General features: G+C 73.6%; 13 protein-coding genes. 10 read left to right on the forward strand and 3 right to left on the reverse strand.

The window, feature by feature from the left end; translation table 11 throughout:
• Nucleotides 1-120 precede the first annotated feature (120 nt).
• The gene (gene guaB / locus ACZ4Z2_RS12085; protein ID WP_468074904.1) at nt 121-1,626 is read left to right on the forward strand and encodes an IMP dehydrogenase; all 1,506 of its coding nucleotides are present in this window, start codon (nt 121-123) and stop codon (nt 1,624-1,626) included.
• Between the two features lie 118 nt (nt 1,627-1,744).
• Entirely contained in the window at nt 1,745-2,869 is a 1,125-nt protein-coding gene (locus tag ACZ4Z2_RS12090) for a GuaB3 family IMP dehydrogenase-related protein (RefSeq protein WP_055522669.1), read from the forward strand.
• 661 nt (nt 2,870-3,530) lie between these two features.
• Here ACZ4Z2_RS12090 and ACZ4Z2_RS12095 read toward each other — a convergent pair.
• The gene (locus ACZ4Z2_RS12095; protein ID WP_468074907.1) at nt 3,531-4,739 is read right to left on the reverse strand and encodes a nucleotide sugar dehydrogenase; all 1,209 of its coding nucleotides are present in this window, start codon (nt 4,737-4,739) and stop codon (nt 3,531-3,533) included.
• Nucleotides 4,740-5,019: 280 nt separating this feature from the next.
• On the opposite strand from ACZ4Z2_RS12095, the gene ACZ4Z2_RS12100 reads away from it, so the two are divergent.
• The gene (locus ACZ4Z2_RS12100; RefSeq protein ID WP_468074908.1) at nt 5,020-6,726 is read left to right on the forward strand and encodes a glycerol-3-phosphate dehydrogenase/oxidase; all 1,707 of its coding nucleotides are present in this window, start codon (nt 5,020-5,022) and stop codon (nt 6,724-6,726) included.
• Nucleotides 6,727-6,757: 31 nt separating this feature from the next.
• Here the strand turns inward: ACZ4Z2_RS12100 and ACZ4Z2_RS12105 are convergent, their stop codons facing one another.
• A complete protein-coding gene (locus tag ACZ4Z2_RS12105; RefSeq protein WP_468074910.1) occupies nt 6,758-7,891 on the reverse strand; it encodes a serine hydrolase domain-containing protein in 1,134 nt (377 codons plus the stop codon).
• Nucleotides 7,892-8,277: 386 nt separating this feature from the next.
• On the opposite strand from ACZ4Z2_RS12105, the gene ACZ4Z2_RS12110 reads away from it, so the two are divergent.
• The 5 genes from ACZ4Z2_RS12110 (at nt 8,278) to ACZ4Z2_RS12130 (ending at nt 20,093) form a co-directional block, all read left to right on the forward strand.
• Nucleotides 8,278-10,467: a serine/threonine-protein kinase gene (locus tag ACZ4Z2_RS12110; RefSeq protein WP_468075103.1), complete on the forward strand. Its 2,190-nt coding sequence runs from the start codon at nt 8,278-8,280 to the stop codon at nt 10,465-10,467.
• Between the two features lie 533 nt (nt 10,468-11,000).
• Nucleotides 11,001-13,739, forward strand: coding sequence for a protein kinase (locus ACZ4Z2_RS12115; RefSeq protein ID WP_468074912.1), 2,739 nt, complete (start codon nt 11,001-11,003; stop codon nt 13,737-13,739).
• A gap of 178 nt (nt 13,740-13,917) precedes the next feature.
• Complete coding sequence (locus tag ACZ4Z2_RS12120; RefSeq protein ID WP_468074914.1) at nt 13,918-15,975, forward strand: protein kinase domain-containing protein; 2,058 nt, start codon at nt 13,918-13,920, stop codon at nt 15,973-15,975.
• A gap of 331 nt (nt 15,976-16,306) precedes the next feature.
• Nucleotides 16,307-18,193 carry a serine/threonine-protein kinase gene (locus tag ACZ4Z2_RS12125; protein WP_468074916.1) on the forward strand — a complete coding sequence of 629 codons (1,887 nt, stop codon included), beginning with the start codon at nt 16,307-16,309 and terminating at the stop codon, nt 18,191-18,193.
• Between the two features lie 115 nt (nt 18,194-18,308).
• Complete coding sequence (locus tag ACZ4Z2_RS12130) at nt 18,309-20,093, forward strand: serine/threonine-protein kinase (RefSeq protein ID WP_468074918.1); 1,785 nt, start codon at nt 18,309-18,311, stop codon at nt 20,091-20,093.
• Between the two features lie 34 nt (nt 20,094-20,127).
• Here the strand turns inward: ACZ4Z2_RS12130 and ACZ4Z2_RS12135 are convergent, their stop codons facing one another.
• Complete coding sequence (locus tag ACZ4Z2_RS12135) at nt 20,128-22,416, reverse strand: glycosyltransferase family 4 protein (protein WP_468074920.1); 2,289 nt, start codon at nt 22,414-22,416, stop codon at nt 20,128-20,130.
• A 362-nt stretch (nt 22,417-22,778) separates the two neighbouring features.
• Between ACZ4Z2_RS12135 and ACZ4Z2_RS12140 the strand changes: the two genes are divergently transcribed.
• Nucleotides 22,779-24,170, forward strand: coding sequence for a diacylglycerol/lipid kinase family protein (locus ACZ4Z2_RS12140; protein ID WP_468074921.1), 1,392 nt, complete (start codon nt 22,779-22,781; stop codon nt 24,168-24,170).
• 119 nt (nt 24,171-24,289) lie between these two features.
• Nucleotides 24,290-26,071 (forward strand): serine/threonine-protein kinase, encoded by a 1,782-nt coding sequence (locus tag ACZ4Z2_RS12145; RefSeq protein ID WP_468074923.1) that lies wholly within the window; start codon nt 24,290-24,292, stop codon nt 26,069-26,071.
• The last annotated feature ends 72 nt before the right edge of the window (nt 26,072-26,143 follow it).

Here is a 26,143-nt window from a genome sequence, read left to right on the forward strand (position 1 = left end):
CCGTATGACGTACGTACGAACATACGAAGCCCGGGATGACTTCGTACCGTGGAATGTGTGCTCCGCGCTTCCCGTTAGCATGGACATCCGCACCGATCAAGGCCATTTGGGGAAGGTGTCATGACTGCCAACGTCGACGGAGTGCCCGAAAAATTCGCGACGCTCGGGCTGACCTACGACGACGTGCTGCTGCTGCCGGGCCCGTCGGACATGGCTCCCGACGAGATCGACACCGCCTCGTACGTCTCCAAGAACGTGCGGGTGAACATCCCGCTGCTCTCGGCCGCGATGGACAAGGTCACCGAGTCCCGCATGGCCATCGCCATGGCCCGCCAGGGCGGCGTGGGTGTCCTGCACCGCAACCTGTCCATCGAGGACCAGGCCAACCAGGTCGACCTGGTGAAGCGCTCCGAGTCCGGCATGGTGGCCGACCCGATCACCGTGCACCCGGACGCCACGCTCGCCGAGGCCGACGCGCTGTGCGCCAAGTTCCGCATCAGCGGCGTTCCGGTGACCGACGGCAACAAGAAGCTGCTGGGCATCGTCACCAACCGTGACATGGCCTTCGAGACGGACCGCTCGCGCCAGGTCCGCGAGGTCATGACGCCGATGCCGCTGGTCACCGGCAAGGTCGGCATCTCCGGCGTCGAGGCCATGGAGCTGCTGCGCAAGCACAAGATCGAGAAGCTGCCGCTGGTCGACGACTCGGGCATCCTCAAGGGCCTCATCACGGTCAAGGACTTCGTGAAGGCCGAGAAGTACCCGAACGCCGCGAAGGACGGCGAGGGCCGTCTCCTCGTCGGCGCCGCCGTCGGTGTCGCCGGTGACGCCTTCGAGCGCGCCCAGGCCCTCATCGAGGCGGGCGTCGACTTCATCGTCGTCGACACCGCGCACGGCCACTCCCGCCTGGTCGGCGACATGGTCGCCAAGATCAAGTCGAACTCGACCGGCGTCGACGTCATCGGCGGCAACATCGCCACCAAGGACGGCGCCCAGGCCCTCATCGACTCCGGCGCGGACGGCATCAAGGTCGGTGTCGGCCCCGGCTCCATCTGCACGACCCGTGTCGTCGCCGGCATCGGCGTCCCGCAGGTCACCGCCATCTACGAGGCGTCCCTCGCCGCCAAGGAGGCCGGCATCCCGGTCATCGGCGACGGTGGCCTTCAGTACTCGGGCGACATCGCCAAGGCCCTGGTCGCGGGCGCCGACACGGTGATGCTCGGCTCGCTGCTCGCGGGCTGCGAGGAGTCGCCGGGCGAGCTGATGTTCATCAACGGCAAGCAGTTCAAGTCGTACCGCGGCATGGGGTCGCTCGGCGCCATGCAGTCCCGCGGCGACCGCAAGTCGTTCTCCAAGGACCGCTACTTCCAGGAGGGTGTCGCCTCCGACGAGCAGCTCGTCCCCGAGGGCATCGAGGGCCAGGTGCCCTACCGCGGCCCGCTCTCCTCGGTCGTCCACCAGCTGGTCGGCGGTCTGCGCCAGTCGATGTTCTACGTCGGCGGCCGGACGGTCCCGGAGCTCCAGGCCAACGGCCGCTTCGTGCGGATCACCTCCGCGGGTCTGAAGGAGAGCCACCCGCACGACATCCAGATGACCGTCGAGGCGCCGAACTACAGCCGTAAGTAGCCAGCCGTAGTCAGGCAATGGACCTGGTGGGGGCGGTCCCGGTGCATCCGGGGCCGCCTTCGTCGTGCCCGTCGGCGATACTGGAAGACGCTGAACGCTTCAGGGAAAGGCCACACACGTGACTGAGATCGAGATCGGGCGCGGCAAGCGCGGCCGCCGGGCGTACGCCTTCGACGACATCGCCGTCGTCCCCAGCCGTCGTACGCGCGACCCGAAGGAGGTCTCGATCGCCTGGCAGATCGACGCCTACCGCTTCGAGCTGCCCTTCCTGGCCGCCCCCATGGACTCGGTCGTCTCCCCGGCCACCGCGATCCGCATCGGCGAGATGGGCGGCCTCGGCGTACTGAACCTCGAAGGTCTGTGGACGCGGTACGAGGACCCGCAGCCGCTGCTCGACGAGATCACCGGCATGCCCGACGAGGCCGCGACCCGCCGCCTCCAGGAGATCTACGCGGCTCCCATCAAGGAGGAGCTGATCGGGCAGCGCATCAAGGAGGTGCGCGACTCCGGAGTGGTCACCGCGGCGGCGCTCTCCCCGCAGCGCACGGCCCAGTTCTCCAAGGCCGTCGTGGACGCGGGCGTCGACATCTTCGTCATTCGCGGTACGACCGTGTCGGCGGAGCACGTCTCCGGCTCGCACGAGCCGCTGAACCTGAAGCAGTTCATCTACGAGCTGGACGTCCCGGTGATCGTCGGCGGCTGCGCCACGTACACGGCGGCCCTGCACCTGATGCGGACCGGCGCGGCCGGCGTCCTCGTCGGCTTCGGCGGCGGCGCCGCCCACACCACGCGGAACGTGCTGGGCATCCAGGTCCCGATGGCGACGGCGGTGGCCGACGTGGCCGCGGCTCGCCGGGACTACATGGACGAGTCCGGCGGCCGGTACGTGCACGTCATCGCCGACGGCGGTGTCGGCTGGTCCGGTGACCTCCCCAAGGCGATCGCCTGCGGCGCCGACGCGGTGATGATGGGCTCCCCGCTGGCCCGCGCCACGGACGCGCCCGGCAAGGGGCACCACTGGGGCATGGAGGCGGTGAACGAGGAGCTGCCGCGCGGCAAGAAGGTCGACCTCGGCACCGTCGGCACGATCGAGGAGGTCCTGACCGGGCCCTCGCACACGCCCGACGGCTCGATGAACCTCTTCGGCGCGCTGCGCAGGGCCATGGCCACCACCGGGTACAGCGAGCTGAAGGAGTTCCAGCGCGTCGAGGTGACGATCGCGGACTCGCAGCACAAGCGGTGAACTGACACCGCGCTCGACTTGAGCGGAGGGAGGGGCCCGGTCACCCACGGGGGCGACCGGGCCCCTCTTCGTGTGCCCAAAGGGGCTGGTGGGGGCGTGGGTTGCGGTGGGGGCGCGCAGTTGCGTTCGGGGTGAATGTGGGCCAAATGGGCGAAGAGGGCCGATAGCGTTCGTGATCGGCGCCCCAGTTCTTCTGGGGCCCCCTTCCAAGGACACGGTCCGGACCCCGCCCTCGGGGCCCGGCCCGATCTCCGACGAACCGTCCACCGGGCTACTGGGCGGTGTCGTGGAAGGGGGCGCCCATGGGACGTCACCGCAAGCCCACCCGCTGGGACCGACTCCGTCTTCGGATGGTGCAGTGCCGGAGGAGGTGGATCTTGCGGCTTTACGGATGGTGAGCGGCCGCCCCCAGGAAGACTAGGGGCGGACACTCCGTGAACCATCCAGGAGCCTGCCGCAGTAGCCGCTGCGGTGGGCTCCACCTTCTTTTGTGAGGCGGTGGGCGGCCGCCCCCACGAAGACTAGGGGCGGACACTCCGTGAACCATCCAGGAGCCTGCCGCAGTGCCCTCTGCGGTGGGCTCCATCTGTTTGTACGGTACCGGGCGCCGGACCGCGGCTGCCACCGGTGCCGGAGTGTCGGGCGGCGGCGTGCGCCCCGTTCACAACCTGTGCGCCGCCCCGGTGGGCGTGGCTCCGCGGGTGTCCAGGAGGAGCTGGGCCTTGACCGACAGGCCCTGGAGGTCGTAGGTGCGGTGGTGCTGGAGGAGGATCGTCAGGTCGGCGTCGGCGGTGGCCTCGTAGAGGGAGTCGACGCGGGGGACCGGGCGGTCGAGGACGCTCCACGCGGGGACGTGCGGGTCGTGGTAGCTGACGTGCGCGCCGAGTTGGAGGAGCCGGCGGGCGATCTCCTCCGCGGGGGTGCCCTGTTGGTCGGGGACGTCGGGCTTGTAGGTGACGCCGAGGAGGAGGACGCGGGCTCCGCGGGCCGACTTGCCGTGCTCGTTGAGGAGGGTGGCGGCGCGCTGGACGACGTACTGGGGCATGCGGTGGTTGACCCGCTGGGCCAGTTCGACCATGCGCAGCGAGTGCGGGGCCTGGCCCGACAGGTCCTGCGCGAGGGCGTGGCCGCCCACGCCGGGGCCCGGGCGGAACGCCTGGAAGCCGAACGGCTTGGTCTCGGCGCAGCGGATGACGTCCCACAGGTCGACGCCGAGGTCGTGGCAGAGGACGGCCATCTCGTTGACGAGGGCGATGTTGACGTGCCGGTAGTTGGTCTCCAGCAACTGCACCGTCTCGGCCTCGCGCGGTCCACGCGCGCGTACCACCTTGTCGGTGAGCCGGCCGTAGAAGGCGGCCGCCGACTCGGTGCAGGCAGGGGTGACGCCGCCGATCACCTTGGGGATGTTCGCGGGACCGAAGTCGCGGTTGCCCGGGTCGACGCGGGCGGGCGAGTAGGCGAGGTGGAAGTCGCGGCCCGCGCGCAGCCTCGACCCTTCTTCGAGGAGCGGGCGCAGGAACTCCTCGGTCGTGCCCGGGTGCACCGGTGACTCCAGGATGACCGTGGTGTGCGGGCGCAGCCGGGCGGCCAGGACCCGGGCGGCCTCCTCCACCTGGGTGAGGTCCGGCGCTCCGTCGGCGCCCATGGGCACGGGGACGCAGATGACCGCCGTACGGACCCGGCCGAGTTCCGCGGGGCTGGTGCCGGGCTTGAAGCCGCGGGCGAGCATGCGGCGCAGTTCGGCGGGGGTGAGGGAGCCGCGTTCGGGGCCGGTGCGGTAACCGAGCGTGGGGATGCCGGCGTCGACGGCGGCCTGGGCCAGCGGCAGGCCGAGCTGGCCGAGTCCGATGACGGCGAGATCTGCGGGCATGGCGTGAGCCGTCCTTCCCAATAACCGAAGCGGGACAGACGCGCAAGCCCTGTGGACTGGATGAGCGAGCGCAATGTCAGACTAGGAGTAAATATGACCGATCTGCTGGATTGGGCAGGGTATGTCGTCGCGCGTCCCGGAGAGTTGTCCACAGGCTGGGGGCGGGTGGTGGCCGATGTCGGGCAACACGGTCAGAATTCTGGGCAGGGGGATGTGAGCAGGGTCTTGCTTGACGGGCATCGACAGGTGGGACCGGCGCGACAAACAGCGGGAGGCAGCGGTGAGGACAGCGGCACTGGGACCGGCACAGCGCGCCGAGTCACTGGCGGGTATGGCCGAGCGCGAGCTGGACGTGCTGGTCGTGGGTGGTGGCGTGGTCGGTGCGGGCACGGCCCTGGACGCCGTGACACGCGGCCTGTCCACGGGCCTCGTCGAGGCCCGTGACTGGGCGTCGGGCACGTCGAGCAGGTCGAGCAAGCTCATCCACGGCGGCCTGCGCTATCTGGAGATGCTCGACTTCGCCCTCGTCAGGGAGGCCCTGAAGGAGCGCGGGCTGCTCCTGGAGCGCCTCGCACCCCATCTGGTGAAGCCCGTGCCGTTCCTCTACCCCTTGCAGCACAAGGGCTGGGAGCGGTTCTACGCGGGCTCCGGCGTCGCCCTGTACGACGGGATGTCGATGGCCCGCAGCCACGGCCGGGGCCTGCCCCTGCACCGCCATCTGAGCCGCCACCGCGCCCTGCGCGTCGCGCCCTGCCTCAAGAAGGACGCGCTGGTCGGAGCCCTCCAGTACTACGACGCCCAGATGGACGACGCCCGCTATGTCGCCACCCTGGTGCGCACGGCCGCCTCGTACGGCGCGAAGGTCGCCAACCGCGCCCGCGTCACGGGTTTCCTGCGCGAGGGCGAGCGGGTCGTCGGCGCCAAGGTGCAGGACGTCGAAGGGGGCGGGGAGTACGAGATCCGCGCCAGGCAGATCGTGAACGCCACCGGGGTGTGGACCGACGACACCCAGGCGATGGTCGGCGAGCGCGGACAGTTCCACGTACGGGCGTCCAAGGGCATCCATCTGGTCGTACCCAAGGACCGCATCCACTCCACGACCGGGCTGATCCTGCGGACCGAGAAGTCCGTTCTCTTCGTCATCCCCTGGGGACGGCACTGGATCGTGGGCACCACCGACACCGACTGGGACCTGGACAAGGCCCACCCCGCGGCGTCCAGCGCGGACATCGACTACCTGCTGGAGCATGTGAACTCCGTCCTCGCGGTGCCGCTCACCCGAGACGACGTACAGGGCGTGTACGCCGGGCTCCGGCCGCTGCTCGCCGGGGAGTCGGAGGCCACCAGCAAGCTCTCCCGCGAACACATCGTCGCCCACCCCGTACCGGGCCTGGTGGTCGTGGCCGGCGGCAAGTACACGACCTACCGGGTCATGGCCAAGGACGCGGTGGACGCCGCCGTGCACGGGCTCGACCAGCGGGTCGCCGAGTGCGTCACCGAGGACGTGCCGCTGCTCGGCGCCGAGGGATACCGGGCGCTGTGGAACGCGCGAGCGCGGATCGCGGCGAGCACCGGGCTCCATGTGGTGCGCGTGGAGCACCTGTTGAACCGGTACGGCTCCGCGACCGAGGAGGTGCTCGACCTCATCGCCGGCGACCCCTCCCTGGCCGAGCCGCTCCAGGGCGCCGACGACTATCTGCGCGCCGAGGTCGTGTACGCCGCCTCGCACGAGGGCGCGCGCCACCTCGACGACGTGCTCACCCGCCGTACCCGCATCTCCATCGAGACCTTCGACCGGGGGACGCGCTGCGCCCGGGAGACGGCGGAGCTGATGGCGCCGGTGCTCGGCTGGGACAAGGACCAGATCGAGCGGGAGGTCCAGCACTACGAGAAGAGGGTCGAGGCCGAGCGGGAGTCGCAGCGTCAGCCGGACGACCTGACGGCCGACGCGGCGCGGCTGGGGGCGCCGGACATCGTGCCGTTGTAGGGGGCGAGTGGCATCGCCGTGCCCGTGGCCCCTACCGGCTACCGGCTGCGGGGCAGAACTCCGCCGCCAGCAGCGCCGGTTCCAGGTCGGGGTCCGCGGGCGCGTCCGTGTTCACGCGGTAGGTGAGGACGTGACGGCCGTCGACGGTGGCCGCGGTGCGGACGTAGCTGCCCGCGATCCGGCCGTTGTGCCCCCACACGGTGGTGCCGCACGGGAGCCTCACGGGATAGAGGCCCATGCCGTACGCGCCGTGTGCGGCACGGGTGTCGAGCATCTCGCGCAGCTGACGGGGCGGCAGGAGGTCGCCGCCGAGCAGGGCACCGTAGAAGCGGTTCACGTCGGCGAGGGTGGTGACGAGTTCGCCCGCGGCGCCGGCGACGCGCGGGTCCAGGGCGGTGACGTCGGAGCCGTCGGCGGAGTAGGCGGGGCCGTGCGGGTCGGGCAGTGAGGAGCGGGCGCCCGGGAAGGACGTGCCCGTCAGGCGGAGGGGAGCGATGACGCGGCGCTCGGCCTCGGTGGCGTACGAGTTGCCGGTGACCTGCTCGATGACCAGGCCCAGCAGCACGTAGTTGGTGTTCGAGTAGAAGAAGCGGCCGGGGGCGGCCGGGGGGAGGGAGAGCGCGATGCGCACCGCCTGACGCGGTGTCACGGGGACGGTTCCGTCGGTGGCCGCGGTGAAGTCCGCGAGGCCGCTGGTGTGCGTGAGCAGCGCGCGCAGCGTGATGCGGCGGCCGTCGCCGCCCTCGCCCCGGACCAGGTCCGGCAGATGGTCCTCCACCGAGTCCGACAGCGACAGCCGCCGTTCGGCGGCCAACTGGAGCACGACCGTGGCGAGGAACGTCTTCGTGATGCTGCCGGCACGGAAGTGGTCGTCACGGCGCAAGGGCTCGGGCACCCCCTCGTCCCGGTCCTCCGCCACGGCCGCCCACCGGCCGTCCGCCTCGGCGTGGGCGTAGCGGGAGCCGGACGGGTCGTCGGCGAGCAGGGCGGCGGCGGGCGCGTGGCCCCGGGTGACCAGGAGGGGGAGGACCGCGTCCGTGGTCGCCGCGACATGGGCCCGGGAAGCCGTCGGGGCCACGGCCAGCAGGAACAGGGCCACGGGGACGGCCAGGTGGGCCAGGGGCTTCCTGGGTGTCACGGGCATGGGCGTCCTGGTCGGTGGCATCGGCTCTCCCTGTCGCGGCCCATCATGCGGGACGGACTCGGACGCCGCCCGAGCGGGGCCCCGGCTCCGGGGGCTCCGGTGGGTGACCCGACGTGCTCCGTCTCCGCTGGCTGGTTCTCGTCGTCCTGCCCCGTCGTTCCGACCCGCTCTCAGAAGACGTCCGCCGCACCGGCGCCCGCCGCCTCAGAAGCCCTTTCTCGCACGCCGCACGGGGTGTGGGAACCGGGCCGACGGGGCGACTATGCCCGACCCGGCTGTGAAGTGTGGGTGGGCGCAGTGAGGGTCCGGGGAGAAGCGGTGGCTGGTTGAGGGCACCCTGGGCGAGGGGCGCTTGGCGGGTGGGTGACAATGGAGGCTCTGTCAGGGCGGGTTGCATGAGGGGACGCATGTCGGAGGCGGAGCGGGCTGGGGAATCCCGTCAGGACAAGGACGCACGTCTCCTCGCCGGGCGGTACCGGCTGGGAGGGGTGCTCGGTCGAGGCGGCATGGGCACGGTGTGGCGTGCCGAGGACGAGACGCTGGGCCGTACGGTCGCCATCAAGGAGCTGCGGTTCCCGTCGAGCATCGACGAGGACGAGAAGCGGCGGCTGATCACGCGCACACTGCGTGAGGCCAAGGCGATCGCACGGATCCGCAACAACGGCGCGGTGACGGTGTTCGACGTCGTCCACGAGGACGACCGGCCCTGGATCGTGATGGAACTCGTCGAGGGCAAGTCGCTCGCCGAGGCCATCCGTGAGGACGGCGTGCTCGAACCGAGGCGCGCCGCCGAGGTGGGGCTCGCGATCCTCGACGTGCTGCGCGCAGCGCACCGCGAGGGCATCCTGCACCGGGACGTGAAGCCGTCGAACGTACTGATCGACAAGCATGACGGTCGCGTCGTCCTCACCGACTTCGGTATCGCGCAGGTCGAGGGCGACCCGTCCATCACCTCGACCGGCATGCTCGTGGGCGCCCCCTCGTACATCTCGCCGGAGCGGGCGCGCGGGCACAAGCCCGGCCCCGCCGCGGACCTGTGGTCGCTCGGCGGTCTGCTGTACGCGGCGGTCGAAGGTGTGCCGCCGTACGACAAGGGGTCGGCCATAGCGACGCTGACCGCGGTGATGACCGAGCCGGTCCCGGAGCCCAAGCGCGCCGGGCCGCTGAAGGACGTCATCTTCGGGCTGCTCACCAAGGACCCCGAGCGGCGGCTGGACGACGCGGGCGCGCGGGCGATGCTCAACACCGTGATCCACGCGCCCGACCCGAAGGACGCGGCGCCGCTGGACGCGACGCAGCTCGTGCCGCTGCCCTTGGTGCCCGAGGAGCGGCCCCGAAAGGGCGGCTTCGGCGGGCTCGGCGCCAAGCGGGGCGACGAGGCCGGGGAGCGGCCTCGCGCGCCTCGCTGGTCCATGCGCAAGGGCGCGCCCGAGGCGGGGGCGGCCGCCGCCGCCACCGCCGGGCCGAGCACGACCGGCAGCGCGTCCGGCGCGGCCGCGGCCGCTTCGACGGCGCCCCTCAAGCCCGCGAGGCCGGCCGTGCCCGCCGAGCCGGCCACTGCCGCCGAGCCCGCGAAGCCGGCCGCTGTCACCACGCGGTCCGCGTCGGTCGGGCTGTCGTCCGGGGCGGCCACCGGCGGCGCGGCCGGTGCGGCGAAGGCCGGGACCGCCTCGGGCCCGAGCGCCGGCAAGCCGGCCTCCGGGGCGCTCGGGGCGCGGGGTGCCGACACCGGTACGGGCGGCTCGACCCCCTCGGGGTGGCCGCGGGTGCCGCCGCCGGACCTGCCGCCGCGGCCCGTGCCCAGGGCGCCGATCACCGACGTGGTGTCGCGGCGGACGCTGGCGGTCATCGCCGTGGCCGTGGCGCTGGCCGTCCTCGGGACCGTACTGGCGTTCGCGTTCAGCGGCGACGACGGCAGCGCCGACAACAGCAAGGGCGCCGGCACCAAGGCCGCCGTGTCCGCCGGAGCCTCCTCGGACAGCGGAGCCAAGGGGGAGGACGCGGACAAGGGCACGGGCAAGGACGCGGACAAGGGCTCGGTACCCAGCCCCGACGGCGAGACCTCCGAGGAGGCCACGGGGTCGGGCGACTCCGCGAGCAACTCGCCCGACACGGACTCCGGCGCGTCGAGCGGTTCGGGCGGCGGCTCCGGGTCGTCGAAGGACATCTCCGCCGAGACGTACAAGAGCGGCCAGGGCTTCTCCATCGGACTGCCCGAGGGGTGGAAGTACCAGTCGACGGGCGCGGCGGGCGCCCGGTTCGCGGGGCCCGACGGGCAGAAGCTGCTCGTGGGGTGGACGAGCACGCCGAAGGACGACCCGGTCGCCGACTGGAAGAACCAAGAGCAGTACATGACCCGCTCGCAGTACCGGCGGATCCGCATAGAGGCGGTGGCTTACCGGGGCTGGAACACGGCCGACTGGGAGTTCACCTACGCGGAGGGCGGGACCAAGTACCGGACGATCGACCGCGGATTCGTGGTCGACGACCGGCAGGGCTACGCGCTGATGTACACGGCCAAGGCGTCCGACTGGAGCGGCGAGCTGCGCAAGAACACTTGGAAGACGTTCACCAAAACGTTCCGCCCCAAGTCGTGAGGCGCCGGCTGCGCCGCTGAGTGCCACGGGCCGTCCCGGCGCTCCCGGTCGGCGCGCGGGAGGCGCTCCGAGGCATGCGGGACGCGGTCGGCGCGGCGGGTGTGATGACGTGAGTCCGCGGCGCGCCGGGGCGGTTCGGGCACCGGTCGACGAGCGGTAGCGGGTGCGTCGGCGGGTGGTTCGGGCGTGCGGCGGCCGCTGTTGTGCGCCGGTGCCCATCTCGTTATGGAGCCGTGAGGATGCCGCTCCGACCCGATGCGCCGTACGGGGGCGTGCGGGGGCACGGGATGGTGTGAGCTCGCCCGATGCGAGTTCGGCTGGGGGAGTTGTGCCCGCCCGGTGAGTTCGGGGACGGGTGTTCCGGGGAAGATCGATGGCGTTCGAGCGCATTCGAGACGGGTGAGATATCGCATCCCCTCAATGCGGGTTGCCTCAGGCACGTATCGTGAATGGCTGCGGACCGTACGCATCCAGAACGGAACGGGTCGCCGGGCGAACGGAATTGACCAACCAGGCGGTCGGGGGAGGGCATCGTGGACGAATACGCGGGACGAGTACTCGCGGACCGTTACCGTCTGCCACTCCCGCCCTCCGACGACTACGAGTTCGCCGAGAGCCGGGCCTTCGACACCTACAGCGGCCAGGAAGTCCTCGTACGGCAGGTGCCGTTGCCCGAGGTCGTCGAGGCCGAGGTGCTCGACGCGGACGGACTGCCCGAGGGGTACGTGGCCCGGGACCGCGGGGCACGCCGAGGCGGAGGGCGGCCCGCGCGCGGGGCCACCGACCCGGCCGTACGGCGGGCGATCGAGGCCGCGCAGGCCGCCGCGCAGATCCCCGACCACCCACGGCTCGACCAGGTCTTCGACGTGTTCGCCGAGGGCGGTTCGCTGTGGATAGTGAGCGAACTGGTGCCCGCGCGGCCCCTCTCGGCCCTGCTGGCGGACCAGCCGCTCACCCCGTACCGGGCCGCCGAGGTCGCCTCCGACGTGCTCACCGCGCTGCGGGCGCTGCACGCGCACGGCTGGGTGCACAGCAACATCACCGAACGGACCGTGCTGGTCTGCGACGACGGCCGGGTCATGCTCACGGGGCTGGCGGTCGGGGCCGCGGAAGAGGCCCTGTGCGGGTACGACCCGGTGCCCGCGCGGGACTTCGAGGACGGCACCGGCACACCGGGCGGTGGCCCGGGCGGCGCGGGCGGTGTTCCGGGGGTGCCGGGCGGGGGTCCGGTCGTGCCGGGTGGCCGTGGTCCGGGCGGATCCGGGGCCGGTTACGGAGGCGTCACGGGAGCCGCGGGGCCCGGTGTCGGCGGTGGACGTCAGGTTCCGGGGGCGCTCGGGGCCGGGGGTGCCGGGGCGCGTGGGGCGTCCGCGCCCGGCGGCGCTCTGCCGGGCGGTTCCTACGGTGGCCAGGCCCTCGGCGCCGGGGCCGGTGCGGCGGCCGGGGACCCCGAGGCGGCACGCCGGGCCGCGATAGAGGCGAGAGCGGTCACCGACCCCTCGGAGGCACAGCGGGCCCTGGACGCCGGCGGAGACGTCCGGGCGGCGCGGGCGGGCGCGATCGCGGCGTACCGGGCGGGGGCCCGCGCGGCGGCCCGCGTCCAGGACGACCGGCCTGGCGGCCCCGGCACCGGGCTCCCCGCACAGCGGCCGGCGCCCGGCGCGGCCCAGGACGGCCCGGCACCGTCGGCCACCGGCCGCGACGACGGCCTCCCACCGGGCCTGGAGACGACTCCCGTGCCCCCGGGGCAGATCGCCGACCCGTACGGCGTCCGCGCGGGCGGCGGCGCGACGACCGCCTGGCACGGCGCGCAGCCCCGCGGCCCCCTGCCCGCCCCCGGCACAAACGGACGGAACGACCCGGCTCCGCGCGACGCGCGCCCCGGCGGTGCGCCCGGCGACGGCGCCCTCGTGAGCGACACGCCGCTGCCCGCTCCGGCGGTGGACGCCACGCCGTGGGACCGGGCCGCCCGGACGGCACAGGGACGGGGACCCGCCACGGCCCTCGCCGCCGAGCGGGCGCGGCAGGCGCGGATGGCCGTCGTGGGACCGGTCACCGAGCGGTGGGCACCGGAACAGGCCGGGCCCGTGCACGAGAACTGGCAGCTGGCGGCGCCGATCGGACCCGCGACGGACCTGTGGGCGTTGGGGGCGCTGCTGTTCCGCGCGGTGCAGGGGCACGCCCCCTACCCGGAGGAGAACACCGCCGAGCTGGTCGAGATGGTGTGCTCGGAGCCGCCCGCCTTCGCCGAGGAGTGCGGACCGCTGCGGCCGGTCGTGGAGTCGCTGCTGCGTCAGGACCCCACCGAGCGACTGGACTTCGAGGAACTGCGCGGCTGGCTGCGCTCCCTCGTGCGGTCGGCGCCGGAGCCCGAGGCCGGGACGCACGTCGTGTCCGCGCCGCCCGTGAACGCGAGCCGCCTGCCGATCGTCCGGCGGCGCGGCGAGCTCGTCCGCAGGCGCCGCGCCGGACTGCCCGCGACCAGCGCCCACGCCCGCCACCGGCGCGCCCGGCAGGAGAAGGCCCCGCAGCCCCGCAAGCTCGGGCGGAACCTGCTCCTGCTGATCCTGCTCGCGCTGGCCGCGGCGGTCGCGTACGCCATGGTGTTCATGCCGAAGGCCGAGCCGAGCAGCGACGGCGTCGGCAACGGCGGGCGGACCGACGCCGCCGGGCAGCCGAGTGCCGCGCCGGAGGCCAGCAGCCAGTCCCGACCCGACCAGAACTCCAGTTCGCCCGACGGGGGCGAGGAGGGGGAGGGGCAGGCGAGCCCGTCGGAGTCGTCCGGCTCGGAGGAGACCCAGACCGGCGGCCCCGAGGTCGCCCAGGGCTTCACCCTGCGCAAGGACGCCGAGGGCTTCCAGGTCGCCGTCGCCAAGGGCTGGGACCGCAGCCCCAGGAACGGCCGCGGCCAGGTCGTCTACTCCCGGGGCAGCTTCGAGCTGATCGTCGTACCCGGCCGGGACAGCACCGCGACGTACGGCAGCGATCCGCTGAAGTACCAGCGGGAGGGCGAGCGGGAACTCCAGCCGTTCCGCGACTCCACCTGGGCCACCTCCGCGGGCATGCGGCTGGTCGAGGTCGGCGGGGTCACCATGGCCGAGGGGCAGTTCACCTGGCAGGACGCCCAGGGGCGCGGCGTCTTCGTACGGAATCTCGCGATACTCCTCGACGGCAAGTACCACGTGGTGCAGGTGCGCGGCCCGGAGGCCGAGCGCGACGAGGTGACACGGCTGTACGAGCAGGCCGCGGACACCTACCGGGTGTCCGGCTGACCCTGCCACGCGGGGGAGTCGGGCGCCCGGACCACCATGGTCGGCGGAAGGTTGCGCTCCGCTCGCGGAAGCGAGAACCGTCACAGTGCTGTCTCTGTGCGGTCGTGCCGGTTTCCCGGCGGGAGCACCGCTCCTTAACCTGACCCTGTCAAGAGCATTGCGGGGCAACGTGAATCAGATGCAGGGCCGGCTCATCGCCGAGCGCTACCGGCTCGTCGACGTCATCGGCAGCGGCGGCATGGGCAGGGTGTGGCGCGCCCGGGACGAGGTGCTGCACCGGGCCGTGGCCGTCAAGGAGTTGACGGCAGCGCTGTACGTCTCGGAGAACGAGCAGGCCGTCCTGCTGGCCCGGACCCGGGCGGAGGCGCGCGCGGCGGCGCGGATCAACCACTCGGCCGTCGTCACCGTGCACGACGTGCTGGAGCACGACAACAGGCCGTGGATCGTCATGGAGTTGGTCGAGGGCGTCTCGCTCGCCGACGCCGTCAGGGAGCAGGGCCGCGTCGAGGCGCGGGAGGCGGCCCGGATCGGGATGTGGGTGCTGCGCGCGCTGCGGGCCGCCCACCAGGCCGGTGTCCTGCACCGCGATGTGAAGCCCGGCAACGTCCTGCTCGCCGAGGACGGCCGGGTCATGCTGACCGACTTCGGGATCGCCCAGGTCGAGGGCGACACGACGATCACGCGCACCGGGGAGATCGTCGGCTCGGTCGACTACATCGCGCCCGAACGGGTGCGCGGGCACGAGCCCGGGCCCGCGTCGGACCTCTGGTCGCTCGGGGCGACGCTGTACACGGCCGTGGAGGGCAAGTCGCCGTTCCGGCGCACGACTCCGCTCACCACGATGCAGGCCGTGGTGGGGGAGGAGGCCGCCGAACCGGTGGCGGCGGGCCCGCTCGGCCCCGTCATCACCGCGCTGCTGTGCAAGGACCCCGCCGTGCGGCCCGGCGCGCAGGACGCCGAGCTGATGCTCGCCGAGGCCGCGGAGGGCCGACGTCCGCGCGTCGCCGAGGCGTACGTGGCCACGCGGCAGCAGGCGACGGGCGCGGTGGGCGCCGTGGGGGAGGCGGGGGAAGCCGGTACGGATTCCGGTCAGCGTGTTCGGGACGCGGTGAGCGGGGCGGACGGAGCGCCTGAGACGGACTCCGGGTCCGCGAGCCGCTCGCGCGGGGCGGAGGGCCGGCTCGGGTCCGGCAGTGGGCCGGGTGGCGGGGACGGTTGGGCCGGCAGTGGGTCGCGTGGTGCGGATGGTTGGGCCGGCAGTGGGTCGCGTGGTGCGGATGGTTGGGCCGCGAGTGGCTCTTCCGGTGCCGACGGGGGATCCGGGGGCGGCGTTCGCGGGGCGCACGGGGGGTCGGGAGAAGGCGTCGGTCCCTACGGTGTGCGTGAGGGTGGTGCTGGTGGTGGCCACGCCGCCCCGGCGTACGGCGGGACCCGTGGCGGTGGGCCCGGCGGGGCCCCGGGCGAGGTGTACGGAGCCGGGCGTCCCGGTGGGGGCGCCGTGTCGCCCGGCGCCTTCGCCACACCGGCGGTCGCCTTCCCTCCCGGCGCCCAGGCGGTCGGCCACGCCCCCGCCACCCCGCCCGGCGGCGCCCCCCGGCGCGGACGCGGACGTACCGTCGCGCTCGTCGCCGTGCTGGCCGCGCTGATCGGGGGCGGTGGCGCCGCAGCGATGTACTACGCGGACGAGTGGCGGGCCACGCACACCTCCGCCACGGCCGGTACGACCGCCGGGACAGGCGGCACGACGACGGGGCAGGGCCAGCCGGCGACGGACAGCGTCCCCGAGGGATGGGTCCGCGTCGAGGACCCGGAGGGATTCAGCCTCGCCCTGCCCGAGGGGTGGAAGCGCCAGGTGGAGGGCGCGCAGATCGACTACACGCCGGACGGCGGCAAGCACTTTCTCCGGGTGGCCGTCGACGACTCCCCGGACTTCGACAGCCCGTACCAGCACCAGCTCGACCTGGAGGAACAGGTGGAGGGCCGGCTCCCCGCGTATCGGCGGACGAGCCTGAAGGAGAGCCTCTACCGCGACCGTCCGGGCGCGCTCTGGGAGTTCACGTGGACCGCCGCCCAGGACACCGACTTCCCCGGCCCGCGCCGGGCGATCGAGCAGACGTATCTCGCCCGCGACGGCGTCGAGTACACGATCTACATGTCCTCGCCCGCCGCGGACTGGGACACCGCGCGCGAGCAGTTCGACACGGTGCTGCGCAGCTGGCGGGAGGCGCGGAAGTGACCTGCCCGGCGTCGGAGTAGACCGGCCTCGACGGTCCCCGGCGCCGGGCGGACGCCATCCGCGCTGACGACGTCCGCGCTGACGACGTCCGACTGACGGTGTCCGCGCTGACGACGTCCGACTGACGGTGTCCGCGCTGACGGTGTCTTCGAGGATGGCGTTCTCGCGGATGGCGTCTTCGCGCACGTCGAGCGGAAGTTGACCGGTCAACGGCTCCGGGGTCCACGCACGGCGCGTGCGCGGCGCTCGTGAGACGCGCGTACGTCGCTTGTCGGCCAGCCCGGTTCCGCGGCACCGGAGGGTTTCGGTCCGGTGCGGCATGATGGGGCGCATGGGGACCGAGGGGGACAACGTCCGCGTCATAGCGGGCCGGTACCGGCTGGAGGCCAGGGTCGGCCGCGGCGGTATGGGCATCGTGTGGCGCGCCACCGACGAACTCCTCGGCCGGCGTGTCGCGGTCAAGGAGCTGGCCCTGGACCCCTCGCTCCCGGAGGAGACGTCCCGGCAGCTGCGCGAACGCACCCTGCGGGAGGCCCGGGCGGTGGCCCGGCTCGGACACCCGCACATCATCGTCGTCCACGACGTCGTCGAGCAGGACGAACGCCCCTACATCGTCATGGAGTTCGTCGACGGCGGCTCGCTCGCGGAGCGGGTCGCGGCCGACGGTCCGGTCGACGCGCGGGAGGCGGCCCGGATCGGGCTCGCCCTGCTGGCCGCGCTGCGGCGGGCGCACGACGAGGGCGTCCTGCACCGCGACCTCAAACCCGCGAACGTCCTGATGGAGAAGGGCACCGACCGGGTCGTGCTCACCGACTTCGGCATCGCCCAGGTCGCGGGGGCCACCACGCTCACCGAGAACGGGTCGTTCGTCGGATCGCCCGAGTACACCGCCCCGGAGCGGATGTCCGGGGTCCGTACCGGGCCGGAGTCCGACCTGTGGTCGCTGGGCGCGCTGCTGTGCACGGTGCTCAGCGGGGAGTCGCCGTTCCGCCGCGACTCGTTGGGCGGCATCCTGCACGCCGTCGTCTTCGACGAGATCCGGCCCCCGGCCCAGGCCGCCCCGCTGCTCCCCGTCATCCGCGGGCTGCTGGAGCGCGACCCCGACCGCCGGCTCGGCGCGGCGGAGGCGGAGCGGCTGCTGCGCGTGTTCCGGGAGACCGGCCGTACACCGAGACCGCCCAAGGGGCCGCGTGCCTCGACCGGTTACACCCCGACGCGGCACGACGTGCCGCGCACGCCCCCGCCGACCGCCCCGCCGCTCGCCCGGAGGGACGCAGCGGAAGCCGGGTACCGGGACCAGCCCGAACAGCCGGCCGGGTACGGGCAGTCCGGGCAGCCGGGTCAGCCCGCATACTCCGGGCAGCCCGGGCAGTACGGCGGGCTCGGGGACCACGACGTGACGGCGCTGCGGGAGCAGCCCACGCAGCCCCGACGGCCGCAGCCCACCCGGAGCATCCTGGTCGCCGCCGCGCTGGTCGCGGCGATGGCCGGGGCCGGGGTGTCGGCGGCCGCGCTGCTGCTGGGGGACGGCGGCGGCCCCGGGGGCGGCACACCGACGACCTCCGCGCCGCGCACACCCACCTCGCACGCGCCGTCCGGCACGACGAGTCGGCCGAACGGACCGGACACGCCCGGCACCGCCGGGTCGTCCGGCGCCTCGGGCGCGGCGTCCGGGACGTCGGGCGCGGCGTCCGGGACGACGGCGGGCACCTCGTCGGGCACGACGGGCGGCGCCGCGCCCACCGTGACGCGGTCGCGGGCGGCCACCGCGCCGACCGTGCCCTCCGGGTACCGGCTCGCCGAGGACGAGCGGGGCTTCGCCCTCGCCGTGCCGGAGGACTTCACACGGGAGCCGCAGGGGGAGCGGGTCTTCTACATGTCGCCGGGGCAGTCGATCCGGATCGGCGTCAAGGTCGACGACCCGGAGGAGGGCGGGCCGGTCGCCGTGATGCGGCGCGCCCACGAGAAGGGCCCCTCCACGAACCCCGGGTACCGGGACGGGCGCGTCGCCGAGACCAGGCACCAGGGGCGGCGCGCGGCGCTCTGGGAGTTCACCTGGGACGGCTTCAGCTCGGCGGAGGGGCCCCGCCACACGTACGACCTCTGCTGGGAGCGGGACGGGAAGCTGTACGACGTCTGGGTCTCGGCGCCGGTCGGGAGGGTGAGCGAGGCGAAGGAGTACTTCGACGTCGCGGTGGACACCTTCGAGGGTCCGTGAGGGGACGTCACCCTTCGCGAGCAAAAGGGAAATAAGGGGCTTCCCGCGTCACGGGTCTGTGACTGGGAAGCGGCCGGGCTGGAAGCCACGGGCTTGCCGCGATACAGATGAGCATATGAGCAGCAACGGGGGAGCCCCTTACGGATCCGGCGAGCCGACGAGTTTCGGTCTGCAACCGCCACAGCCCGCCGTGCCGTACCCCGGGAACCCGTACGCGCAGCCGACGCCGCCGACGCCGGACCGGGCGATGCCGCCGGCCCGGCAGCCGGCGCCGCAGCAACACCCCCAGGCGCAGCCGCACCCCCGACCCCAGCCGGACTCGCCGTCGTACTCCGCCTCGCCGGCCCCGCCCGCCCCGTCGCCTTCGCCCACCTCGCCCGCCCCGTCGGCGCACCCCGCGCGGGACCCCGGCGCCGGGCGGCTGATCGCGGGCCGCTACCGGCTGCTCGCCAAGCTCGGGCACGGCGGGATGGGCACGGTGTGGCGGGCCAAGGACGAGACGGTGGACCGCGAGGTCGCCGTCAAGGAGCCCCGCGTCCCGGACCACCTTCCCGAGCGTGAACGGGCCAACGCCTATGAGCGGATGCGCCGCGAGGCACGGGCCGCGGCCAGACTCGATCACCCGGCGGTCGTGAACGTGCACGATGTGGCGGTCGTGGACGACCGGCCATGGATCGTGATGGAGCTGGTGCAGGGGCGTTCCCTGGGCGACGCCCTCCAGGAGGGCACCCTCGGGGTGCGCGACGCGGCGAGGATCGGCCTGGAGGTGCTGGGCGCGCTGGAGGCCGCGCACGCGGCGGGCATCCTGCACCGCGACGTCAAGCCCGACAACGTCCTGCTCGGCCGCCACGACCGGGTCGTCCTCACCGACTTCGGCATCGCCCAGATCGAGGGCGAGACCAATCTGACGGACACCGGCGGTTTCGTCGGTTCCCCCGAGTACATCGCCCCCGAGCGCGTGCTGGGCCAGCGCCCCGGACCGGCCTCCGACCTCTGGTCGCTCGGCGTCGTCCTCTACGCCGCCACCGAAGGGGTCTCGCCCTTCCGGCGCAGCAACACGCCCGCGACCCTGCAGTCCGTCCTCAACGCCGCGCCCGCCGCGCCCGCGTCGGCCACGGGCCCGCTCGCCGAGGCCATCAACGGCCTGCTCCAGAAGGACCCCGCGCGCCGCCCGACCGCCGCCCGCGTCCGCGAACTCCTGGAGGCCGCCGCGAACCCGCCCGCCCCGGCGCCCACCCAGATCGTCCAGCAGATCGCCGCCCCGGCCGGGAGGGGACTGCGCCTCGGCCCCAAGACCCTCGCCGGCCTCGCGGCGGCGGTGGTGGCGGCCGCTGTCACGGCGTACCTGGTCGTGGCCGAACCCTTCGCGGGACCCCTGCCGGACGGCTGGGAGCAGCGGGATCTCGGGGGCAGGGTCGCCGCGAGCGTGGGCGTGCCCGGCGACTTCACGAAGGACAAGTACGAGCCGGACGAGGCGGACGACACGTACGCGTCGTACAGCGACCCGAGCGGGCTGATCCAGATCGCCGTGGACCGCGACATCAAGGCGGACGACAAGGAGAAGCAGATCCCGGCCACCGCGCTGGACAAGGCGTACGCCGACTGGGAGATGCTCAAGGACGGCGAGTACTCCTGGGGCATCGCCGACGACCCGGCGCCGAAGGGCAGGCCGAAGGAGGCCACGTTCCAGGAGCGCGACGCCGCCGAGAACACCATCGTGTACACGACCACCGACAGCGAGTCGCCGAGGCTGCGCGAGGCGCGGGTCCTCTACTACCGGGCGGACAACGGCGACACGTACCGGCTGTGGATCGACTATCCGGGCAAGGGGCACTTCACCGAGCAGGGCCGCGAGATCGCCCGTACGGCCGTCGAGACCCTGAAGATCGACAAGCTCTAGGCGTGCCGTAGAGGGCTAAGGGGGCTCCGAGGGCTCAGGGGTCGGTGCCGGTTTCGGGCATGGTGTCCGGCCGGGACAGGGTCACGGCCAGGTCGTTGGTGACGGTGAAGAAGAAGCGGGCCCGCGCGGACCCGCCCGACCGCGTGGGCAGTGTGACCGCCGGGTACTTGTCGGTGTCCTTGCGGTCCACGACGTCGCCGAACAGCCGTCCCAGGCGGATGGGTTCGGCGTCGGCGGCCGGGCGCAGGAAGAGGTCCCAGACCACCTTGCCGGACGCGGTCGGCTCCGGCAGGGACGGCAGCCGCCCATGGAACCGGCGCCCGTGGGGCGGTTGTCCGGGCCGCGGTTGTCCGTGGAGCGGGCGTCCGTGGCGCGAGTGGCCTGGGGGCGGTTGTCCGTGGGGTGGGTGGTCGGGCAGCGGTGGTCCGTCGGGCGAGGGCCCGTCGGCGGGCAGGGCCGGTGCTTCGAAGTCCTCCGCCTCTGTGCCCCGGGCGACGCCCATGAGCGCCGCGCCCGCGCCGAGTTCGGCGCCGTGCAGCACGCCCTCCACGGCCGCCGACCCCTCACCGACGGGCAGTGCGGTGACCTCGGCGTGGGCGGCGCGGAGGAACGTGCGCAGGGCGAGGTAGCCGTCCTTGGTCGTGTACGGGATCCACCACGTGACCGGGCCAGTACCGTCGGTGAACTCCGCGGCCAGCAGGTTCCGCTGCTCCACGAGCCCCGCGCGCAACCGGCGCCGAACACCGTCCCCCGCCCGCTCCGCGTACACATCCCAGCGCCCCTCGGAGAGGGGCGGACGGGTGCGGCTCAGCAGCGCGGTCCAGCCGTTTTTTCCGGCGCCGCCCGGCGACTGCCGAGGCGTCTGCCGCCCCAGCGGTACGCGGATCTCGTCGTCGCCGTGCCGATGGCGCAGGACCAGTACGAGGTCCTGCCCGCGCGTGTCGGCCCAGTCGACCGACACCCGTACGTCCTGCCCCGCCTCGACCCGGCAGTCGCCCCGTGGGCGGGACGGCCGGGGATCGGTCCGGGGCGTGGGCGCCGCCCCCTGCCGCTCCGCCCGCCGCCCCGGACCGGCTCGCCGTACCCACCGCGCCGGCGCGGCGAGGCCCGTGCCCCGGGCCCGGACCGGCGTCGCGAAGCCCAGCCACCGGCCCAGTCCCGCCACCCGGCCCGGACGGCGGGCGCCCAGTACCTCGGTGATGAGCCGCTCGTACTGGTCCGCGACGGCGGCCGGCTCGTACCGCTGGACCGTGGTGCGGCCGGCGGTGCCCAGGGTGTGGCGGAGAGCCGGGTCGTTGATCAGGCGGAGCAGTCCCGTGGCGAGGGCGTCCGGGTCGTCCGGGACGACGAGGAGGCCGTCGGAGCCGTCGGTGATGATCTCGCCGGGGCCGTGGGGGCAGTCGGTGGCGACCACGGGGACCCCGGCGTGCATGGCCTCCAGGATGGTCATGCCGAAGGACTCCCACGCGGAGCTGACGACGGCCACGGACGCCTTCGCCCACTCGGTCTCCATGGTGGTGTGCGGCCCCATCAGGAAGACGTGGTCGCTCAGGCCGTGCGCCGCGACGGCGGCGCGCAGGGGCGCGCGCTCCGGTCCCTGACCGTGGATCCGCAGCCGCCACTCGGGGCGTTCGGCGACGACCTTGGCGAATGCCTCGACGAGCAGGTCGTAGCGCTTGACCGGCACGAGCCGCCCGGCGGCCATCACGAGCGGCGCCCGCAGATCGGAGGGCTGGACGGTGGGGCGGGGCGCGGCGTTGGGAATGTCCGTGATCAGGGTGCGCGGACCGGGCAGCCGGCGGCGGTGGTCGGCGGCGTCCCGCGCGGAGACGGTGACGAACGCGTCGAGGCGGCCGATCGCCTCGTTCTGCGCGGCGCGCACCCCGGGCACGTGGTTGTCGTACGACAGGTGCTCCTGCCCGATGCGGACCGCGTGCCGCGGACCGTGCCCGGCGAGGACGACGACCAGCGCGGGACGGGTCGCGACGAGGACGTCGGCGTCGGTCGTGTCGAGGAAGGCGCGCAGGCGCGCGTCGGTCAGAGCGGTGTAGCGGTGGGCGAGGACCTCGGTGGGCGGGACGAGTGCGGAGGGCCGCGCCATCAGCTCGTGGCCGCCGTCGTACGCCGGGGAGTCGGGGCGCTCGTCGACCAGCGGGACCAGGCGGACGTCGCCGCCCACGCCGAGCAGCGGCTCCGCCGCAGTCCGGAACACGGAGACGATCTCGACCTCGTGCCGGGCGGCGAGCGCCCCGGCGAGGTTCAGGGTCGAACGGACCGTGCCGCCGATCGCGTAGGCGTTGTGCAGCAGGAAGGTGATCTTCATGGGTGCTCGGACTCCGCGTTCGTCGGCCACGCCGACTCGTCCAACACCCCGCCGCACGGTCAGGAACCGGCCCGCCTGCCGACCATGACCCCAATGGGGGTACGCGGGTCGTGGCGTCGTACGGCGCTCGGGAGCGCGTTCGTGACGGCGCCCGTGACGGCGCCCGTGACGGCGCTCGGGATACGTTCGGGAGCGCGTTCGGGAGCGCGTTCGTGACGGGGCTCGGGACACGTTCGGGAGCGCGTTCGTGACGGGGCTCGTGACGGCGTTCGAGCGGTTGATCGGAAGGTCATCGCCTTGGCCCGCCCCCTGGCCCTACCATGCCGTGTCGAGTGCATGATCGGCGCGGAGGGCGGGCGGGCGTGGGCATCGAACACCTGGACGTGCGGGCTCATGCTCGCCAGCGGTGGGCGGCACGGGCCGCCCTCGGCTGCGCGGCGCTGGCCGTCCTGCTGCCGATCGTCTACGCGCGCGAGGCGAGCCTGCTGCTGGTCGCGGGACTGCTGCTGGGCGCCGGTATCACGGTGGCCGCGCTGTGGTGGGTGCTGACCCATCGGGGCGCCGTCCGGGCGGCGGCGGCCACGCTGGCGGTGGCCGCGCCGGTGGGTGTCATCTGGTGGTTCGCGGTCGTCAACCTGCTGTGGGTGGTGGTCGTCTCGGCCGCGCTGTGGGCCGTGGCCGTCTGGTCCGGGAAGTTCGCGCTCAGCAGCACCAAGTCGCACCGGGTGGACGTGCCCGAGCACCGCGCGCCCGCCCCGACCCGGCCCTTCCTCATCATGAACCCCAGGTCCGGGGGCGGGAAGGTCGACCGCTTCCGGCTGAAGGAGCGGGCCGAACGGCTCGGCGCCAGGGTCCATCTGCTGGACCCCGATCGGCCGGAGGACGTCGCGGTCCTGGCCCGCGACGCCGTCAGGGAGGGCGCCGACCTGCTCGGCGTCGCCGGCGGTGACGGCACCCAGGCCCAGGTGGCCGCCATCGCGGCGGCGTACGACGTGCCCCTCCTCGTCATCTCCGCCGGCACCCGCAACCACTTCGCCATGGACCTCGGCCTCGACCGCGACAACCCCGCCGCCTGCCTCGACGCCCTCACCGACAAGGGCGTCGAACTCCACGTCGACCTCGGGTACGCCAGCGGCCACCCCTTCGTGAACAACGCCTCCTTCGGCGCGTACGCCGCCGTCGTGCAGAGCCCGGCGTACCGCGACGACAAGGTCCGCACCACGCTGGAACTGCTGCCCGAACTGCTCACGCACCAGCGCGGCCCCCGGCTCACCGCCCGGATCGGCGACGCGGTGATCGACGCGCCCCAGGCCGTGCTGGTCAGCAACAACGTCTACCGCAGCGACGACCTGGTCGGCCTCGGCCGCCGTGAGCGGCTGGACGCCGGGGTGCTGGGCGTGGTCGGCGTCCGGGTCGAGAGCGCGGCCGACGCCGCGAGCCTGGTCCTCGGGCCGAACGCGCCCGGCCTCAGCCTCCTCATCGCCGACGAGATCGTCATCGAGGCCGACCGGCCGGAGATAGAGGTCGGTGTCGACGGCGAGGCCCTCGTCCTGCCCACACCCGTCCACTGCCGGATCGCGCACAAGGCACTGCGCGTACGGGTGCCGCGCGACCGGCCCGGTGTCCCCGAGCCCAAACCGCCGCTGGACTGGCGCCGGCTGCGCAAGCTCGCCGCCGCCGTCGGCCGCACCGCCCTGCCCAAGCACCGCGAACGGTACGGCTGGGCGGAGGACCTGTGGAAGCACCGGCGTTAGGGCCCCTGCCTTCGTGCGTCGCCGTCGCCGTCGCCGTCGCCGTCCCCGCCGTGGCCGCGGAGCGTGGCCACCGTGGCCGTCCATCGACATGTTCCGGTTCGGCGGGGTACTGATGTCGCATGAGCGATGACGGTGAACTCCAGCACGACGTACGCCCGTTCGGCGGTCGGGTCGCCCAGTGCGACGATCGTGTGGTCGGCGGTCGCTACCGCCTCACCGAGCGCATCGGGTCCGGCGGCATGGGCACCGTGTGGAAGGCCGTCGACGAACTGATGGACCGTGAGGTCGCCGTCAAACAGCCCAGGCTGCCGGGCGACCCCGGCGACCCGGAGGACGAGGACCGCCGCCGGGCCGCCAACCGCCTCTACCGCGAGGCCCGCGCCGCCGCCCGCGTCGACCACCCCTCGGCCGTCACCATCCATGACGTCGTCATCGACGGCGGCCACCCCTGGATCGTCATGGAGTGGGTGCGCGGCGAATCCCTCCAGCAACGGCTGCGACGCGGCGCGCTCGGCCCCGCCGAGTCGGCCCGCGTCGGCCTGGCCGTCGTCGGCGCGCTGCACGCCGCGCACGGCGTCGGCATCGTCCACCGCGACGTCAAACCGGCCAACGTCCTGCTCGGCCCGCACGGCCAGGTCGTGCTCACCGACTTCGGCATCGCCCACGTCCAGGGTGAGGAGTCGCTCACCATGACGGGGGAGTTCGTCGGTTCTCTGGAGTTCGTCGCCCCCGAGCGCGTGTCCGGCCATGGTGTCGCCGGGCCGCCCTCCGACCTCTGGTCGCTCGGCGTCCTCCTGTACGCCGCCGTCGCGGGTGCGTCCCCCTTCCGCCGTACGTCCCCGGAGTCCACGCTCGCCGCGATCCTCGCCGCCGAGCCCCCCGAACCCGCCGGGGCGGGCCCCCTCGACGCCCTGCTCGAACGGCTCCTCGCCAAGAACCCGGCGGACCGCCCGGACGCCGGGGAGACCGCCAGGATCCTGGCCGCCGTGGCGGAGGGCCGGGACCCGGACCCACGGCTGCCCTCGGAGCCGAAGCGACTCGGCGCGGAGGAGGGGACGTTGCGGCTCGTGGGCGGACGGCCGGGGGAACTCGCGGGCCAACGGCCGGGGGAGGCCTTGCGCGAGAAGGCGGCACCCGAGGCCCCGCCTGCGGCCGAGCCCGACAGCCCGTCCCCGTCCCCGTCCCTGGTCCCGTCCCCGTCGGCCACACCGCCGGTGACCGTCGACGTGCGCCGGGCCGGGCCCGCCCGGCGACCCGGTGGGCGGCCTTCCCGGCGGCTGGTCGCGGTGGGGGCCGTCGTCGGAGTGCTGGTGGCCGGCGGGGGCCTCTGGGCGGGGACGATGGTCGGCGCCGAGGCCGGTGTCGAGACCGAGGCCGGTGTCGAGACCGAGACCGGTGCCGACACCGAGGCGGGTGCCGACACCGAGGCGGGTGCCGGTTCCGGTACCCGCTGGGTCGTCCACCGCGACAAGGGGATGAACGCCGCGCTGTCCCTCCCCGGCTCGTACGAGCGGGTCCGCCTGGAGAGCGGGGAGGGCGGCCGGTCGCGCACGGTCGCCTACGGCGGCGAGAAGGTCATCCGCGTACGGCTCACCCAGTGGGACGAGGCGCCCACGTCGCCCATGAAGCAGGCCAAGGACTCCTCGGACATCGTGGGCAGCGGCGTGAAGTCGACCGCGCGGTACACGAGTACGAGTTTCGACGGGCAGGAGGCGGTGCTCGCCGACACCACCCACTACGCGGACGGCATCCCCACACGCGTGTTGGAGCTGATCGTCCGCACCGACGACGGCCGGATGTTCGAACTGCGGGTGGACATGCCGAAGGGCACGCCGGACGAGAAGAAGGGCACCACGGTGTTCAAGGGGGCACGGGAGCGGCTGAGGATCCTCGCGGGGTGACCACGGCGCTTCCGCCGGGGTGAGGCCGGGGTTCCGCACGATGTGACCAAGTCGCGACCAGGGACGCACAAC

The sequence above is a fragment of the Streptomyces sp. NPDC030183 genome, from assembly GCF_055573455.1.

Excerpts from the sequence above, each read along its gene's own strand:
- ACZ4Z2_RS12125 (WP_468074916.1), top strand. The coding sequence starts at position 16,307 with ATGGGGACCGAGGGGGACAACGTCCGCGTCATAGCGGGCCGGTACCGG.
- ACZ4Z2_RS12105 (WP_468074910.1), bottom strand. The coding sequence starts at position 7,891 with ATGCCACCGACCAGGACGCCCATGCCCGTGACACCCAGGAAGCCCCTG.
- ACZ4Z2_RS12130 (WP_468074918.1), top strand. The coding sequence starts at position 18,309 with ATGAGCAGCAACGGGGGAGCCCCTTACGGATCCGGCGAGCCGACGAGT.
- ACZ4Z2_RS12110 (WP_468075103.1), top strand. The coding sequence starts at position 8,278 with ATGTCGGAGGCGGAGCGGGCTGGGGAATCCCGTCAGGACAAGGACGCA.
- ACZ4Z2_RS12120 (WP_468074914.1), top strand. The coding sequence starts at position 13,918 with ATGCAGGGCCGGCTCATCGCCGAGCGCTACCGGCTCGTCGACGTCATC.
- ACZ4Z2_RS12145 (WP_468074923.1), top strand. The coding sequence starts at position 24,290 with ATGAGCGATGACGGTGAACTCCAGCACGACGTACGCCCGTTCGGCGGT.
- ACZ4Z2_RS12135 (WP_468074920.1), bottom strand. The coding sequence starts at position 22,416 with ATGAAGATCACCTTCCTGCTGCACAACGCCTACGCGATCGGCGGCACG.
- guaB (WP_468074904.1), top strand. The coding sequence starts at position 121 with ATGACTGCCAACGTCGACGGAGTGCCCGAAAAATTCGCGACGCTCGGG.
- ACZ4Z2_RS12095 (WP_468074907.1), bottom strand. The coding sequence starts at position 4,739 with ATGCCCGCAGATCTCGCCGTCATCGGACTCGGCCAGCTCGGCCTGCCG.